We start from the raw sequence: 16,542 nt of genomic DNA on the forward strand, positions 1-16,542 counted from the left end.
GCAAGACAACTCCACAAGGGCCGAGACCCCCGGGGCCCGATGCCCCGGGGGCCAGGAGCGCGTGTTCTCCGATCACCGACGAAGGAGACAGCGGTGAAACACGTCACCTGGCGCCTGCGCGACGCGCGCACCCGCGCGGTCGCGCTCATGGCGGCCGGAGCCTTGACACTTCCCGTCGCCGCGGCGACCACCTCGACCGCGCGAGTGGCCGAGCCCCAGCAAGACGACGACTACTCGGTCCTGGTCGTGGGCCGGACCCTCGGCTTCCGGCACGGCAGCATCGTGCCGGGCACGACGGCGATCATCGAGCTCGGCGAGGAGAACGGCTTCGACGTCGAGGTCTGGGATCCGGCCCAGCCGACGCGCACCCTGCCGAGCACGCCGTTCACCTCGGCGGCCGACCTGGCTCGATACGACGCCATCGTCTTCCTGTCGCCCGTCGACGGCACCAACAACCCGGCCAACGCGCCGCTGCTGAACGACACCGAGTTCGCGGCGTTCCAGGGCTACATCCGCAACGGCGGCGGCTTCGCCGGCATCCACGCGGCGACCGACACCATGCACAACCGGCCGTGGTACGGCCAGCTCGTCGGCGCGTACTTCCGCAACCACCCGGCGAACCAGGACGCGAAGCTCGTCGTCGCCGACCGCTCCCACCCGTCGACGGCGCACCTGGAGACCGTCTGGAACCGCCACGACGAGTGGTACAACTTCACCGCCAACCCGCGCGGCAATGTCCACGTGCTGCTCACCATCGACGAGAAGTCGTACAACCCGGGCAGCGGCACCATGGGCACCGACCACCCGATGGCCTGGTGTCACGCGTTCGAGGGCGGCCGGTCCTGGTACACCGCGCTGGGCCACACCAACCAGTCGTACACCGAGCCGGCGTTCCTGCAGCACATCCTCGGCGGCATCGAGTGGGCGGCCGGCGCGGCCGGCGGCGACTGCGGCGGGACCGACTGGGAGCACTTCGAGAAGGTCACGATCGACGCCGACACCCGGTTCCCGAGCGAGCTGGACATCGCCGACGACGGACGGGTGTTCTTCATCGAGATGGGCGAGCGGCGCCAGGCGTCGACCCCGGCGAACCTCAAGGTCATCGACCCGGCGACGCAGACCACCAGCGTCGTCGACACGCTCGACGTCTACACCGGGATCGCGACCGGCAACGCCCAGGAGGACGGGCTGCTCGGGCTGGCGCTGGACCCGGCGTTCGAGAGCAACAACCGGCTGTACCTGTACCGGTCGGTGCCCGGCTCGGTGACCTGCCCGCCGTCAGACGTCCCCGGCGGAAGCTGCGGCGTCAACCGGCTGTCGCGGTTCACGTTCGGCGCGGACGGGCTGACCGACGAGAAGGTCGTGCTCGACGTCACGGTGCAGCGCGAGCAGTGCTGCCACGAGGCCGGCTCGCTGGAGTTCGACCGCTTCGGCAACCTCTACATCTCCACCGGCGACGACACGAACCCGTTCGAGTCGCAGGGCTACACCCCGATCGACGAGCGGCCCGGACGGCAGCCGTTCGACGCCCAGCGCTCGTCGGCCAACACGAACGACCTGCGGGGGAAGATCCTGCGGATCACGCCGACGCCCGCCGGTGGCTACACGATTCCGGACGGGAACCTGTTCGCGCCGGGGACGGCGGGCACGCGGCCGGAGATCTTCGCGATGGGCTTCCGCAACCCGTACCGGATCGAGTCCGACCCGTCGACGGGGACCCTGTACGTCGCCGACTACGGGCCGGACGCCGGCGGGCCGAACGCCGACCGCGGCCCCGAGGGCCGGGTGACGTGGAACGTCGTCGACGAGCCCGGCAACTACGGCTGGCCGTACTGCCACGGCGGCGCCGCCTACCGTGACTGGGCGTTCCCGAGCGGCCCGGCCGGCGCGACGTTCGACTGCGCCAACCCGGTCAACGAGTCGCCGAACAACACCGGACTGAGCGCGCTGCCGCCCGTCGTCGCACCGGAGATCTTCTATGGCCGGCTGCCGTTCGCGAGCGGCGGGGCGAACGTGCCCGACATCGGCACCGGCGGCGCGCCCACGGCCGGGCCCATCTTCCGCTACGACCCCGCGCTGGACTCGTTGACCAGCCGGCAGTGGCCGGAGTCGTACGACGGTCAGGCGTTCTTCGGCGAGTGGGGGCGGACGAACAACAACTTGTACACGTTCGTCCTGGACGACCAGCAGCAGGTGCAGGAGATCAACCCGCTCTTCCACGGCGTCTTCAACCCGTGGACGCGGCCGCACGACATGGTGTTCGGTTCCGACGGCGCCCTCTACGTGATCCAATGGGGGCACACGTTCGGGACGACCGGCGTCTCGACGATCCAGCGGGTGGACTACACCGGCGGCCCGGCCTGTGACGAGCGGGACGTCGGCGCCAGCACGGTCGTGATCGGCGGGGACGACACCGGCGTGCCTAACCGGGTCGGCGGAGCGAGCTGCTCGATCAACCAGCTGATCGACGACGACCCGGACTCTTGGCCCAGCCACGGCGCCTTCGTTCGACACGTCGAGGAGGCCGCGAACTACTTCCTCGCGCGCGGCCTGATCACCGAGCGGCAGAAGGGCACGATCGTCCGCGTCGCCGCGACGTCCGACATCGGCTGAGTGTGGACGCCCGCCGCCCCGTTCTGGGGCGGCGGGTCAGCCGGCGGCGTCGAAAGGCAGCAGCCGTGCGGCGAGCTCGCTCCGCGACTGGCAGCCGAGCTTGCGCAGCACGCTGGACACGTGGCTCTCGACCGTCCGAGGCGACAGGAAGAGGTCGGCGGCGATCTCGCGGTTGGTCCGGCCCTTCGCCGCCAGGACGGCGATCTCGTGCTCGCGGGCGGACAGGTCCAGCCCGCCGGAGCGCCGGCCGCCGCGCCACGGGTACGGGACGGCGACGCCGTGGCGGCGCATCGCACTGGTCACCCGGGCGACGTCGCGGGTCGCGTGGAGGTCGGCGTAGCCGCGGAGGGCGTGTTCGAGCAACGCACCGCCGGACTCCTCGCCGCCGGCGCCTCCGGGCTTCTCGCCGCTGGCCCCGCCGGGCTTCTCGCCGCTGGCCCCGCCGGGCTTCTCGCCGCCGGTGCGGCCGGGTTTGTCGCCGCTGGGGCGGCTGGGTTCTTCGCGGCCGGCGTCGCCGGTCACTCTGCTGCCGGCGTCGCCCGACTCGACGCCGCCGTGGCCGCCGGGTTCGTCGCCGCCGGTGCGGCCGGGTTTGTCGCCGCTGTGGCGGCCGGGCTCTTCGCCACCGGCGTCGCCGGTCACTCTGCTGCCGGCGTCGCCGGACTCGACGCCGCCGTGGCGGCCGGGCTCTTGGCCGCCGGCGCCGTGGGGCTCCTCGCCGCTGGGGCGGCTGGGTTCGCCGCTTTGGCGGCCGGGCTCTTTGCCGCCGGCGCCGCTGGACCTTTCGCCGCCGGTGCCGCCGGGCTTCTCGCCGCCGGTGCGGCCGGGCGCCTCGCAGCGCCATTCGCCGAGCCGCTCCGTCGCCCGCAACTCCTCGTACCGCAGCCCGGCCGCGGCGAGCGTCGTCCGCGCGGCCGACTGCAGCGCGTCCGCCCGCGCCGCGTCCCCGGCGGCCCGCGCCAGCACCGCCTGGCACCCCCGCAGCGCGGCCGATGCCAGCGGCGCGTCGACGTCGCCGAGCTCGGCCGCCAGCGCGTCGACCCACTCGGCGGCCCGTTCCGCCGTCCCCGCCGCGGCGTGGGCGTCGACCAGGCAGGCCACCGCGGGCGCCGCCCAGATCCAGTGCCCCTTCGCCAGCGCGAGCTCCAGCCCCGCCGTCGCCTGCTCCATGGCGCCGTCCACGTCGTCGAGCCCCAGCAGCAGCCGCGACAGAGCCGACCGCGCCGGCACCAGCGGCCATACCGCGCCCAGCCGCTCGGTCGTCGCGATGAGCTCGCGCAGCCGCTCGGCCGCGGCGGCCGTCTCGCCGCTCGCGGCCAGCAGCGTGGCGTGCAGGAGCTCGCCGTCCAGCGCGGCGGCGCCGAACCGCGTCGCCGCGAGGGCCCGGGCCCGGCCGGCCAGCCCGTCCCAGCTCCCGGCGGCGTGGTCGACGGACACGGCGACCAGCTCGATGACCTCGGTGACGCGCACGTACTCGGCCCGCGCCGCCACCCGCCGGCCCTCGGCCAGCAGCGAGCCGGCCCTCCTGACGTGCCCGGTGTGCAGCGCCGCCTGGGCCCAGTTGACGCAGGCGCGGGCGTGCTCGCGGGGATGCGCGACCAGGAGGTCGTCGGTGCGGAACTCGTCGACGAGCGTCCAGCCGGCCGGGTCGCCCTGCTCCAGCAGCAACGACACCTGCGTGATGCGCGCCGCCAGCCGCACCTCGGGCCGTCCGCTGCGCTCGGCCGCCCGTTCGGCCTGTTCGTACCGGGCCGTGTGCTCGCGCAGGTGCCGACCGACGACGGTCTCGGGCGCCGCCAGGACGGCGAGCGCGCGGGTCAGCAGCGCCGGCCGGTCGCCGAGGTCCTCGACCGCGCGCTCGATCTCGAGGTACCCGTCGCGCGCCCGCCCGGCCTGGCGCAGCGCGCGCCCCAGCGCGAACCGCAGTTCGCCCCGGCTGCCCGGCGGCAGGCCGGGGGTCTGCAGCAGCCGTTCCAGGATCGGCACCGCCTCGGTGTGCGCGAGCCCGTCGACGGCGGCTCGGCCGAGCTTGGCGGCCAGCCGCAGCCGCACCTCCAGCGGCGCGTCGACGGCGGTCGCGTCGAGCAGGAAGCGCGCGGCCAGCGCGTCGTCGCCGTGGCTGACGGCCTGGTCGGCGGCGAGCTCGGCGTAATGGACGAACGCCGCGGTGTCGCCGGCGTGCTGCCGGTGGTGCGCGACTCGGCCCAGCGGTAGCGGGTCGCCGCGGCGTTCGACGGCCTCGGCGACCGACCGGTGCAGCCAGCGCCGGGTCGCCACGGGCAGCGACTCGTACACGATCTGCTGCGCCAGGACGTGCCGGAACCGGCTCTGCCCGTCGTGCTCGTGCAACAGCCCGGCCGACTCCGCCGCCGCCAGCGCGGCCACGACCTGGGCGTCGTCGCGTCCGATCACCTCACTGATCAACCGGGGATCAACGGTGAGACCGTCGACGGCGGCGACGGCGAGCACCTCGGTCGCGGCGGGGTCCAGCGCGGCCAGCCGTTCGCGGACGACGTCGCGCAGGGCGGTCGGGACGGCGAGCCCGGAGAGCGCGTCGGCGCGCCGGGCCACCGCGTCGGCCGGTTCGCGTTCGAGCAGCGTGCGCAGCACCTCCTCGACGACGAACGGGATGCCGCCGGTCTTGTCGGCCAGCGCGGCGGCCGTGCGGGCGGGGACGTCGGTGCCGAGGATGCGCCGGGCCAGCTCGCCGACGTCGTCGACGCCGAGGGGAGTGAGCTCGACCGACAGCGCCGGCCCGGACGGCGCCCGCGCGAACGCCTCGCCCAGCGGCGGCGGCCCGGCCTCGGTCCGCGCCGTCACGACGACGGACAGCCGCGGCGGCTGGTGCGCGGCGAGGAAGGTGAGGAAGTCGAGGGTGCCGGCGTCGGCCCAGTGCGCGTCCTCGACCACCAGCACCGCCGGGCCGAGCCGGTCGAGCAATTCCGTTGCGGCACGGAACACTCGATGCATGACGGCGCGCTGATCGTCCAGTGGCGGAGGCGGCGCGGGCAGGCGATCGGCGATCTCCGGAACCAGCGGCGCGAGCGCGCCGACGACCGGGCTGAGCGTGCGGGGGTCGAGGGCGGCGCCGTGCGCACGGACGGCGCCGAGCAACGGCCCCAGCGGGAACGGCTCGCGCAGGTGCTCGCAGTGGCCGACCAGGACGCGCCGTCCGCCCAGGTCGGAGCGGATCAGCTCGCGTACCAGGCGGCTCTTGCCGATGCCGGACTCACCGGCGACGACCACCCGCGCCGGCGGCGCCGTGACGGCCGCGCGCACCCGGGCCAGCTCGGCGTCGCGTCCGACGAGGACCGGCGACCCCCAGTGGTCAGAAATGGCGGCGACTCCCATCACCAGGGGCGCGTGGCCGGGCTCCGTGGCGCCATGCGGGCATTTGTCAGTGTAGGTCACGGATGTTGTGATCCGGGGTCCGTCGCTACGGTGCCGACCACACCCGCGAGCGAGAGGGAGCCCCCATGCAGCGACGGGCAGTGTGGACGAGACGGCGCACGGCGGCGGTGATCGCGGCGGCCGGGCTGATGGTGGCGTCGGCGCCCGCCGGCGGTGCGGCCGAACCCGGCGGCGGTGCGGCCGAACCCGGCGGCGGTGTCGCCGAACCCGGCGCAGACGTTGAGCCGAAGACGTACGTCGTCCAGATGGCGCTGGACCCGGTCGCGACCTACGACGGCGGAGTCGGCGGTCTCGAGGCGACCCGCGCCGAGCCCGGCGAGGACGTCGACCCGGAGGCGCCGGAGGTCGTCGAGTACGCCGGGCACCTGCAGGAGCAGCAGCTCGACGCGCTGGACGAGGTCGGCGCCGAGCCGCTCTACCACTTCGTCTTCGCCTTCGACGGGTTCGCGGCCGAGCTGACGCAGGACCAGGCGGCCGAGCTGGCGGCACGGCCGGACGTCGTCGCCGTCACCGAGGACACCAAGCGCGAGATCGACACGTCGTCGACGCCGTCCTTCCTCGGCTTGGACGACGACGGCGGGCTGTGGGAGCAGCTCGGTGGGCCGGTCGGGTCGCTGCGTGAGCCCGGGGCCGGCGAGGACGTCGTCATCGGCATCATCGACACCGGCATCTGGCCGGACGCGAAGAGCTTCACCGACCGCGACGAGCGGGGCCGGCGCACCTACGTGTCGCGGCCGTTCGGCTTCCGCGGTGCCTGCGTGCCCGCCGCCGACGGCTCGTGGGCGGCGAACGACTGCAACGCGAAGCTGCTCTCCGCCCGTCACTACAACGCGGGCTGGGGCGGCGACGAGGGCGTCGCCGAGCAGCTGCCCTGGGAGTTCGTGTCGCCGCGCGACTACAACGGGCACGGCACGCACACCGCGTCGACCGCCGGCGGCAACCACGGCGTCGCGACGACCGGCGCGGCCGCGGCGTTCGGGCCGATCAGCGGCATCGCGCCGCGCGCCCGCATCGCCGCCTACAAGGCGCTGTGGTCGACCGAGGACGGGTCGACGGCGGGCGGCTACGACTCCGACCTGGTGGCCGCGGTCGACCAGGCGGTGGCCGACGGCGTCGATGTCATCAACTACTCCGTGTCGGGCACCAGCACCGACTTCCTCGACCCGGTCGAGGTGGCGTTCCTCAACGCGGCCGACGCGGGCGTGTTCGTCGCCGCGTCCGCCGGGAACGACGGGCCCACCGGCGGCACCGTCGCGCACCCGAGCCCGTGGGTGACCACGGTCGCGGCCGGGACGCACGACCGCGCGACGTCCGGCGCGGCGACCCTGGGCGACGGGACGCGGCTGACCGGCGCGTCCGTCGCGGCGACGCAGGCCGGCCCCGCGCCGCTGGTCGACGCGGCCGCCGCCGGGCTGGCCGGCGCCGACCCGACGGCCGTCGCGCAGTGCTGGTCGGCCGGGGACAACGGCGGCGCCGCCGTGCTCGACCCGGCCGTCGTCACCGGCAAGATCGTGGTCTGCGACCGCGGCGTCACCCCGCGCGTCAGCAAGAGCAAGGCCGTCGCGGAGGCCGGCGGCATCGGGATGATCCTGGTCAACACCGGCGCGGAGTCGCTGAACACCGACTTCCACTCGGTGCCGACGGTGCACGTCGAGGACACCGTCCGCGACGCGCTGAAGGCGTACGCCGCGACGGAGGGCGCGACGGCGACCGTCCACGCCGCCGCGTTCGGTGAGACCCCGGCACCGCGCGTCGCCGACTTCTCCTCGCGCGGCCCGCTGACGGCCGGCGCCGGCGACCTGCTCAAGCCCGACGTCGTCGCGCCGGGTCAGGACATCCTGGCCGCCGTCGCGCCGCCGGGGCACAACGGCATGGACTTCGACCTGTCCAGCGGCACGTCGATGTCCGCACCGCACGTCGCCGGCCTGGCCGCGCTGCTGGCCGACCGGCACCCGGACTGGTCGCCGATGATGATCAAGTCCGCGCTGATGACGACCGGTTTCGACGTGCTGGACAGCGACGGCGCCGACCCCGCGACGATGTTCGCGCAGGGCGCCGGGCACGTCGCGCCGACCCGCGCGGCCGACCCCGGCCTGGTCTACGACAGCGACGCCGACCACTGGCTCGCGTTCCTGTGCGGCGCCACCCGCGGCGTCGAGGAGGAGATCTGCGCCTCCCTGGAGTCCGCGGGCTTCTCGCTGGAGCCGAGCGACTTCAACGGCGCGTCCATCGCGATCGGGCGGGTCTCGAACAGCGAGACCGTGACCCGGACGGTGACGAACGTCGGGTCGTCGGACGCGACCTACCGCGCGTCCGTCGAGGGCCTGGACGGCATCGACGTCACCGTCACGCCCAGCTCGCTGACGCTGGCGCCGGGCGAGAGCGCGTCGTTCACCGTCACCTTCGACGTCGTGTCGCCGGCGCTGAACGCGTACCTCGGCGGGCGGCTGACCTGGACCGACGGCACCCACGACGTCCGGTCGCCGATCGTCCTGCGGGCCGGCGGCGAGGACTGGGAGGCGCGGTACGACGGTCCGGCCAGCGCGTTCGGGGCCGCGGTGGACGAGGGGCAGGAGGCGCTGCTGTCGCCGTCCGGTGACCGTCTGTACGTGGCCGGGAACGGCCTGCCGGCCCTGCCGGGGACGCTGCGGCCGGACTACGTGACCGCCGCGTACGACCCGGAGACCGGCGACGAGCTGTGGGCGAACCGCTTCGACGGTCCCGTGCAGGGCGCCGACGAGCTGGGCGGCTTCGGCGTCAGCCCGTCCGGCGACACCGTGTACGTCACGGGGAGCTCGTCCGGCGAGGGCGGCGACAGCGACGTCGTCACGATCGCGTACGACGGCGCCACCGGCGAGCAGCTGTGGCTGGCGCGCTACGACGGGCCCGCCGCGGCCGGCGACAGCGGCGGCGGCCTGACCGTGAGCCCGTCCGGCGACACCGTCTACGTCGCCGGCACGGCCGCCACCTCCGTCGACGACGAGGGCACGCACCTCGACTACGTGACGCTCGCCTACGACGCGGCGACCGGCGCGCAGCAGTGGGCGACGCTCTACGACGGGCCGGCCGCCGGCACCGACGACGCACGCGCCATCGCCGTCAGCCCGGCCGGTGACGCCGTCGTCGTGACCGGTCAGAGCCGCGGCGTCGGGACCGGCCTGACCGACTGGGGCACCGTGGCGTACGACGCCGCGACCGGCGCGCAGCGGTGGGACGTGCTGCACAACGGGTCCGACAACGGCATCGACGTGGCCGGCACCCTGGTCGTCGCCGGCTCCACGGTGGTCGTGTCCGGGTCGCACGACGGCGGCGCGACCAGCACCGACTGGGCGACGACCGGGTACTCGCTGTCGACGGGTGACGAGCTGTGGCAGCAGACCTACGACGGCGGCCCCGGCGACACGGACGTCCCGCGCAAGGTCGTCGTCACGCCCTCCGGTGACACCGTCGTCGTGACGGGCAACTCGTGGGGGAGCGGGACGGGCAGCGACTACGCCACCGTCGCCTACGCCGTCGCGTCCGGGGAGCAGCAGTGGGCCGCACGGCACGACGGAACCGCCAGCGCACTGGACATCGCGTGGGACGTCGCGTTGACGCCGGACGGTGCGTACGCGGTGGTCACGGGGCAGAGCGACACGGCCGGGACCGGGCCCGACTACCTGACGATCGCCTACTCCGTTGCGTCGGGTGAGCAGGTCTGGACCGGCCAGTACGACGCGGCCGGCTCTCCCGACGTCGCCGCCGGCGTGGCCGTCGACACCGCCCCCGACGGTGGCCGCCGGGTGTTCGTCACCGGCGGCAGCTCCATCTCCCTCGGCCTCGTCACCAGCAACGTCGACATGGCGACCATCGCCTACCTCGACCCGTGGGAGTGAGTGACGGCTGATCCTTGCGCCGCGGCGGTGGGGCGGTCCTCCGCCTCACCGCCGCTCGCAAGGTGATCCGCAGCCTGGCCGGGGCGCGCCGCCGCAGCGGTGCGCCCCGGCCAGCCACTGTCCCCAAACCCGCCGCCATCCCGCCACCCCGGGTCGCCCGGCACCTGCCGCCTGACGGGGCACCTGCTCGGTCCGCCTGGCACCTGCTCGGTCCGCCTGGCACCTACCGGTCCGTCGTGCACCTGCTCGGGCCCGTCTGGCACCTGCTCGGGTCCGTCTGGCACCTGGTGGCTGGCGGGGCAACCTGCGCGGGTCCGTCTGGCACCTGCCCGTCGTGGAGCGGTCAGATGTCTGCCGGTCCACGGGGTACCCGCTCAGGCGGGTGCGCGTCCGCGCGGCCCCTTGGGCACGTGCTCGGGTCCGTCGGGCACCTGCCGCTCATCGGGCTCTGCCGGATCGGCACACCTCCGCCCCCGGCCAGGACTCGGCATCCAGGCAGCGGGCGAGTAGGCAGCGCCGGTCAGAGGCTCCTCGAGTCGTCCCGGCAGCCTGCGTAGCGCCCGGCGTGGCTCGCCTCGTACGTGGCTCGTCCACAACCCGAACGAGTTCGCCGAGTTGTCCACAATCGGCCCGAGGGCGGTGGCGACCGGCCGGATCCGGCAGCTAGCGTCGCAGGCATGGATCTGAAGGACGAAGCAGAAGCGCTGCTGCGGCGGCTGGTCGGCAACGACACGGCCGAGTTCCGCGACGGCCAGTGGGACGCCGTACGCGACCTGGTGGAACACCGGCGTCGCGTGCTGGTCGTGCAGCGCACCGGCTGGGGCAAGTCGGCGGTCTACTTCGTCGCGACCGGTCTGCAGCGGGCACGTGGCTCCGGCCCGACCGTCATCGTGTCGCCGCTGCTGGCGCTCATGCGCGACCAGGTCGCCGCCGCGGCACGGGCCGGGGTGCGCGCCGTCACCATCAACTCTGCCAACGCCGACGAATGGGGTGAGGTCGCCAAACAGCTCGCCGACGACGCCGTCGACGTCCTACTGGTCAGTCCCGAGCGGCTGAACAACCCTCGCTTCCGCGAGGAACAACTGCCCACGCTGGCCTCCGGGTCGGGGCTCATCGTGGTCGACGAAGCACACTGCATCTCCGACTGGGGTCACGACTTCCGCCCCGACTACCGCCGCATCCGCGACCTCCTCGGCACGCTCCCGGCCGGCACCCCGGTGCTGGCGACGACGGCCACGGCGAACGCCCGCGTCGTGGCCGACGTCGCCGAGCAGCTGGGCGCCGGGGGAGCCGAGGTCACCACCATCCGCGGCTCGCTGGCGCGCGAGAGCCTGCGCCTGGGTGTGCTCTCGCTCGACGACGCCGAGCACAGGCTGGCCTGGCTGTCCGCGCACCTCGGCGAGCTGCCCGGCAGCGGCATCGTCTACACGCTGACGGTGTCCGCGGCGGAGGACACCGCGGCGCTGCTGCGCGAGGCCGGCCACCACGTCATCGCCTACACCGGCCGCACCGATCCCGCCGACCGCGTCGAGGCCGAGCGCGCGCTGCTGAACAACGAGGTCAAGGCCCTGGTCGCCACGAGCGCGCTGGGCATGGGGTTCGACAAACCCGACCTCGGCTTCGTCGTGCACCTGGGTGCGCCGTCCTCGCCGGTGGCGTACTACCAGCAGGTCGGCCGCGCGGGCCGGGCCACGGAGCGCGCCGACGTGCTGCTGCTCCCGGCGGCCGAAGACCGATCCATCTGGCAGTACTTCGCCACCGTCTCGATGCCGCGGCAGGACCAAGCGGCATCGGTCATCCGCACGCTGTCGGCCACCGGCGACGCCATGTCCACGGCGGCGCTCGAGACCGTGGTCGACGTCCGGCGGACGCGGCTGGAGCTGCTGCTCAAGGTGCTCGACGTCGACGGCGCGGTGCAGCGGGTCCGCGGCGGCTGGCAGGCGACCGGACAGGACTGGATCTACGACGCCGAGCGGTACGAGCGGGTGGCCGCCTCCCGCGACGCCGAGGCGCGGTCGATGCTCGCCTACCAGCGCGGCGAACAGTGCCGCATGGCGTTCCTGCAGGCCGCGCTCGACGATCCGAGCGCCGCGCCGTGCGGGCGCTGCGACGTCTGCGCCGGGCCCTGGTACACCGACGAGGTCCCGGCCGACGCCCGGGCGGCGGCGCGCACCACCCTGGCGCGGGCCGGCGTGCTGCTCGAGCCGCGGCTCCAATGGCCGTCCGGCATGGGCCGGCTGGGCGTCGACGTCAAGGGCAAGATCGGCCCCGACGAGCGACTCGAACCCGGCCGCGTGGTCGCCCGGCTCACCGACCTCGGCTGGGGCCAGCGGCTGCGCTCTCTGCTCGACGCCGACGACGCCCCGGCGCCCGAGCCGCTGCTGGCGGCCTGCGTCGACGTCCTGCGCGAGTGGCGCTGGGACCGTCGCCCCGATGCCGTCATCACGGTGCCGTCGCGGCGGCATCCGCAGCTGATCGGTTCGGTCGGCCGCTACCTGGCGTCGGTCGGCCGGCTGACGGACCTCGGCGAGCTGGAGGCGACCGGCGCCGGTCCCGCCGAGGGCACCGAGCCGGGCGGCAACAGCGCCTTCCGGCTCGCGTCCGTCTGGGATTCCTGGCGCGTCGGCCCAGCCGCCCGCGAGTCGCTGGCCGCCCTCGGCCCCGACCCGGTGGTCCTCCTCCTCGACGACGTCGCCGATTCCCGCTGGACCATCACCGTCGCCGGAAGGGAGGTACGCCACGCCGGAGCAGCACAGGTACTGCCGTTCGCCCTGGCCAGCGTCGGCTGACCCACGCACAACTACATAGTGGCAGTCACACACTGACCTGAGCGCGGTCAGCCGGTGGCGCCGTCGTCCGCGGAGTCCAAGGTGGGGGCGGTGCGGCGGATCACCTGGGCCAGCGCCACCAGGTGCACCAGCCGGGCCAGCTCGGAGTCGAGGATGCGCGGCCCGCCGTCGCGGCCGTACACGATGGCCTGACCGGTGTCGCCGACCGGGACGCCCACCGCAACGACGTCATGCCAGGGTTCGGGCGCGTCGGGGCCGATGGCGATGCGCGTTGGTTCGGTGAGGGGCAGCCAGGGCGCCTCGTAGCCGTCGTCCTCGGGAGCGCCGCCGCTGGCCCGCTGCACCTTCAACGTCGAGCCGGCGGCCGGCAGCAGCAGGCCCCAGCCGGAGCGGAAGATGCCGGGCACGAGGTCGACCAAGATCTCCTCGGCGCGGTCGGGCTCGTCCGTCATGGCCTCGACGGCCTCGAGGTCGCGGTGCAGGTTGGCGCCCGGGCTGTAGTGGCCGATGAACTCCACCGTCACGTCGGGCACGGTCCGGCACGCCGTCACCAGCGAGTCCGGCAGCCGTCCGCCCGGCAGGTCGACCAGGAAGTCGTCGACGACGAATCCGTCGCCGCGGTGCTCGACGACGTCGACGCCGACGATGTCACCGCCGGCGGCGCCGACGGCCGTCGCGACGGCTCCGAGCGAGCCGGGACGGTCCGGTACGACCACGCGCATGAGAAACGACACCCGCACAGAGTGACACAGTTCCTGTCACCACCGTGTTGCCGTCGCGAACGGTGTCAGTGCTCGGCCCGCAGCCAGGCCAGCACGGCCAGCACCCGCCGATGATCGTCGTCGGACGGGGGGAGGTCGAGCTTGGTGAGGATCGACGAGATGTGCTTCTCGACCGCGCCCTGCGTGACGACCAGCAGCCGCGCGATCGCGACGTTCGTCCGGCCCTCCGCCATCAGCGCAAGCACCTCGCGTTCGCGTGCCGTCAGCGTCTGCAGCGGGTCGCGACGGCGTCGTGCGAACAGCTGCGCCACGACCTCCGGGTCCAGCACGGTCCCGCCGGACGCCACCCGCTCCAGCGCGTCGGAGAGGTCGGCCAGCGCCGACACGCGATCCTTCAGCAGGTAGCCGACGCCGCCGGCGCCGTCGGCCAGCAGGTCGCCGGCGTACGACTCCTCGACGTACTGCGACAGCACCAGCACGCCGGTCCCGGGCACCGCCGACCTGGCCGACAGCGCCGCCCGCAGCCCTTCGTCGGTGAACGTCGGCGGCATGCGGACGTCGACGATCGCGACGTCGGGCCGGTGCTCCTGCACCGACCGCACCAGCGTCTCGCCGTCGCCGACGGCGTCGACGACGTCGGCTCCGGCCTCGCCCAGCAGACGGACGAGACCTTCACGCAGCAGCAGGGAGTCCTCGGCAAGTACGACGCGCACCCGCACAGCATGCCAGGTCAGTCCGCGGGCCCCACCCGCAGCGCCCCGCCCGGCTCATACCGAGCCGAGAACGGCGCCCTGGTGGCGCACGGGTGAAGCCAACCGCCCTGCGCCGAAGGGGCGCTCGGTTGCCTGCGCGGGACCTCGGGCACCCGGGCACCCTGCGCTGGACATCGGGCGCGCGGTCGCTTCTGCTCGACGTCGTCCAGAGCCGGTTCACCTTGCGCCGCTCGCGCAACTGCTCGACCCGGCTCGGTTCCGGCGGCTGGTCGTGGCTATGTAGCCGGGAACGTGTGGTGCGGTGGCGTCAGGAGGCGTGCCGGGCCTTGCGGTCCTGGTCGTCGTCGATGTCCTTGGCCTGGGCGCCGGGGGCCTGCCCGACCGTCGCCAGCGGCTCGTCGGCGCGCGACTCGACCGCCTCGATCAGCTTGAGGTCGGCCTGGGTGTGCAGGATCGCCGCCTCGATGGTGAGCGCCGCGAGCGCGTCGTGCTGGTGGGTGCGCCGGCTGGTGCGCAGTGTCTGCAGTTCGGCCAGCCGTGAGTCGTGCTGGATGCGGCAGACCTCGCGAATGGCGTCGGGTCCGCGCCGTCCGGCGGCTAGTACCTTGAGGATGAAGTCGTCGCGGTAGCCCGACGTGCGGGTGGTGGGCGTGGCCAGCCACTCGTCGAGGTCGCTGCGGCCGGCCGACGTGATGAGGTAGACGGTGCGGTCGGGCCGCGAGTCCTGCGGCACGGTGTGTGAGCTGACCATGCCGTCGCGATGCAGCCGGTCGAGGATCTGGTAGACGTGGCCGATGTTCAGCCCACCCCACTGGGGTCCGACGGCCTTCTCGAAGTTCGCCTTGAGCTCATACCCGTAGCTGGGTCCGTCGGCCAGCAGGGCGAGAACGGCATGCTGAAGCGGCACACCATCACTGTAAGGGTGAACACGTCGTTCCATCGACATTCGCGCGACGTAATCCGTGGTCGTGGCGGCTGTCATGTCACCGCGCAGCACCTCGGAGCAGGTCGGAGGCCGAATCGACGCTCCGGGACACGCCGCGGCGGGCGCGGTTCGGGACACGTGGGGTTGCGCGGGGGTGAGAGAATCAGCCCTGGCCGTTTGTCGTGCTGAGCCGAAGGTCATGATGATCAGATGAGACGGCAGGGTCCCAGCGACGCTGCGGACGTCCGGTCGGGGGGACACGACCGGTTCCCGGGTGCGCCCATCTCGCTGAACGACGTCACCCGCTTCTACCGCCAGGGTGGCGCGCAGGTGCCCGCCCTCGTCGACGTCACGCTCGACGTCCGCGCCGGCGAGACGGTCGCCGTCGTCGGCCCGTCGGGGTCCGGCAAGTCGACGCTGCTGCACGTCATCGGCGGCATCGACCGGCCCGACTCCGGCACCGTCATGGTCGGCGGCACCCGGGTCGAGCAGCTCTCGCGGCGCGCCGCGGCGGCGTTCCGGCGCGGCGTCGGCTTCGTCTTCCAGCACTACCACCTGCTGCCGCAGCTGAGCGCGCTCGACAACGTCGTGGTGCCGCTGATGCCGATCCAGGTCCGCTTCGACCGGCACGAGCGGGCCCGCGAGCTGCTCGACGCGGTCGGGCTCGGCGACCGCGCCGCCGCCCGCGTCGCCGATCTCTCCGGCGGCGAGCAGCAGCGCGTGGCGATCGCCCGCGCTCTGGTCGCCCGGCCGAAGCTGCTGCTCGCCGACGAACCCACCGGCGCGCTGGACTCCCGCACCGGCGACGAGGTGCTCGACCTGCTGGCGCAGGTGCAGGCCGACTACGGGATGACGCTGGTCCTGGCGACGCACGAGGCGGCGGTGGCGGCCCAGTGCTCGCGGCTGATCAGCCTGCGCGACGGCACGGTCGTCGCCGATCACGCGCTGTGGGATCCGCAGCCGGACGAGACGCTGCGCCGGGCGACCGGTCTCGGCTGACTGGCCCATTCGGGGCCGATCGCGGATCAACTCCGGCTCCGGCCCGGCCTATTTCTGGTGCGGTCGGCGATCGTGGAGATGCGACGGCCTCTGCGGGCGGCGGGCGCGAGCCAGCGACCGCAGGGCAGGCGGCGGGCCGGCAGCAGACAGGCACGCGGCGGGCCGGCAGGCGGTGATGGGCGGGGCAGGCGGTGGGCCGGCGGGCGGTGGTCGGTGGTCGCGGGGCAGGCGGCAGGCCTGTGGTTGGCGGGTGCGGGGCAGACGGCGGGCCGGCAGGCGGTGATGGGCGGGGCAGGCGGTGGGCCGGCAGTGGTCGGTGGTCGCGGGGCAGGCGGTGGGCCGGCGGGCGGTGGTCTGTGGTCGGTGGTCGCGGGGCAGGCGGCAGGCCTGTGGTTGGCGGGTGCGGGGCAGGCGGTGGGCCAGCGGACGGTGGTCGGTGGTCGCGGGGCAGGCGGGTGCCGAACAGGCGGCGGTCGGTGGGAGGACGGGCGTCGG

The 16,542-nt window shown here is 74.2% G+C and carries 8 protein-coding genes; 4 read left to right on the forward strand and 4 right to left on the reverse strand.

Features of this window, described 5'->3' with window-relative positions; translation table 11 throughout:
- The first annotated feature begins 93 nt into the window (after positions 1 to 93).
- Positions 94 to 2,613, forward strand: coding sequence for a ThuA domain-containing protein (locus tag BLU82_RS04540; protein WP_172885530.1), 2,520 nt, complete (start codon positions 94 to 96; stop codon positions 2,611 to 2,613).
- 36 nt (positions 2,614 to 2,649) lie between these two features.
- On the opposite strand, the gene BLU82_RS04545 is transcribed toward BLU82_RS04540, so the two are convergent.
- Positions 2,650 to 5,964: an AAA family ATPase gene (locus BLU82_RS04545; protein ID WP_092616201.1), complete on the reverse strand. Its 3,315-nt coding sequence runs from the start codon at positions 5,962 to 5,964 to the stop codon at positions 2,650 to 2,652.
- A 125-nt stretch (positions 5,965 to 6,089) separates the two neighbouring features.
- On the opposite strand from BLU82_RS04545, the gene BLU82_RS04550 reads away from it, so the two are divergent.
- Positions 6,090 to 9,899, forward strand: coding sequence for a S8 family serine peptidase (locus BLU82_RS04550; protein ID WP_092616204.1), 3,810 nt, complete (start codon positions 6,090 to 6,092; stop codon positions 9,897 to 9,899).
- Positions 9,900 to 10,576: 677 nt separating this feature from the next.
- A complete protein-coding gene (locus BLU82_RS04555) occupies positions 10,577 to 12,688 on the forward strand; it encodes an ATP-dependent DNA helicase RecQ (protein ID WP_092616207.1) in 2,112 nt (703 codons plus the stop codon).
- 47 nt (positions 12,689 to 12,735) lie between these two features.
- Here BLU82_RS04555 and BLU82_RS04560 read toward each other — a convergent pair whose 3' ends face one another.
- The 3 genes from BLU82_RS04560 to BLU82_RS04570 form a co-directional block, all read right to left on the reverse strand.
- Positions 12,736 to 13,410, reverse strand: a complete 675-nt coding sequence (locus BLU82_RS04560) for a hypothetical protein (RefSeq protein ID WP_092616209.1) — start codon at positions 13,408 to 13,410, stop codon at positions 12,736 to 12,738.
- 65 nt (positions 13,411 to 13,475) lie between these two features.
- On the reverse strand, positions 13,476 to 14,123 hold the full coding sequence (locus BLU82_RS04565; RefSeq protein ID WP_092625437.1) for a response regulator transcription factor: 648 nt from the start codon (positions 14,121 to 14,123) through the stop codon (positions 13,476 to 13,478).
- 307 nt (positions 14,124 to 14,430) lie between these two features.
- Positions 14,431 to 15,030: a PadR family transcriptional regulator gene (locus tag BLU82_RS04570; protein ID WP_092616212.1), complete on the reverse strand. Its 600-nt coding sequence runs from the start codon at positions 15,028 to 15,030 to the stop codon at positions 14,431 to 14,433.
- 348 nt (positions 15,031 to 15,378) lie between these two features.
- Between BLU82_RS04570 and BLU82_RS04575 the strand changes: the two genes are divergently transcribed.
- Complete coding sequence (locus BLU82_RS04575) at positions 15,379 to 16,047, forward strand: ABC transporter ATP-binding protein (RefSeq protein ID WP_370246306.1); 669 nt, start codon at positions 15,379 to 15,381, stop codon at positions 16,045 to 16,047.
- Positions 16,048 to 16,542 lie beyond the last annotated feature (495 nt).

The organism is Jiangella sp. DSM 45060, assembly GCF_900105175.1.
Classification (GTDB): Bacteria; Actinomycetota; Actinomycetes; order Jiangellales; family Jiangellaceae; genus Jiangella.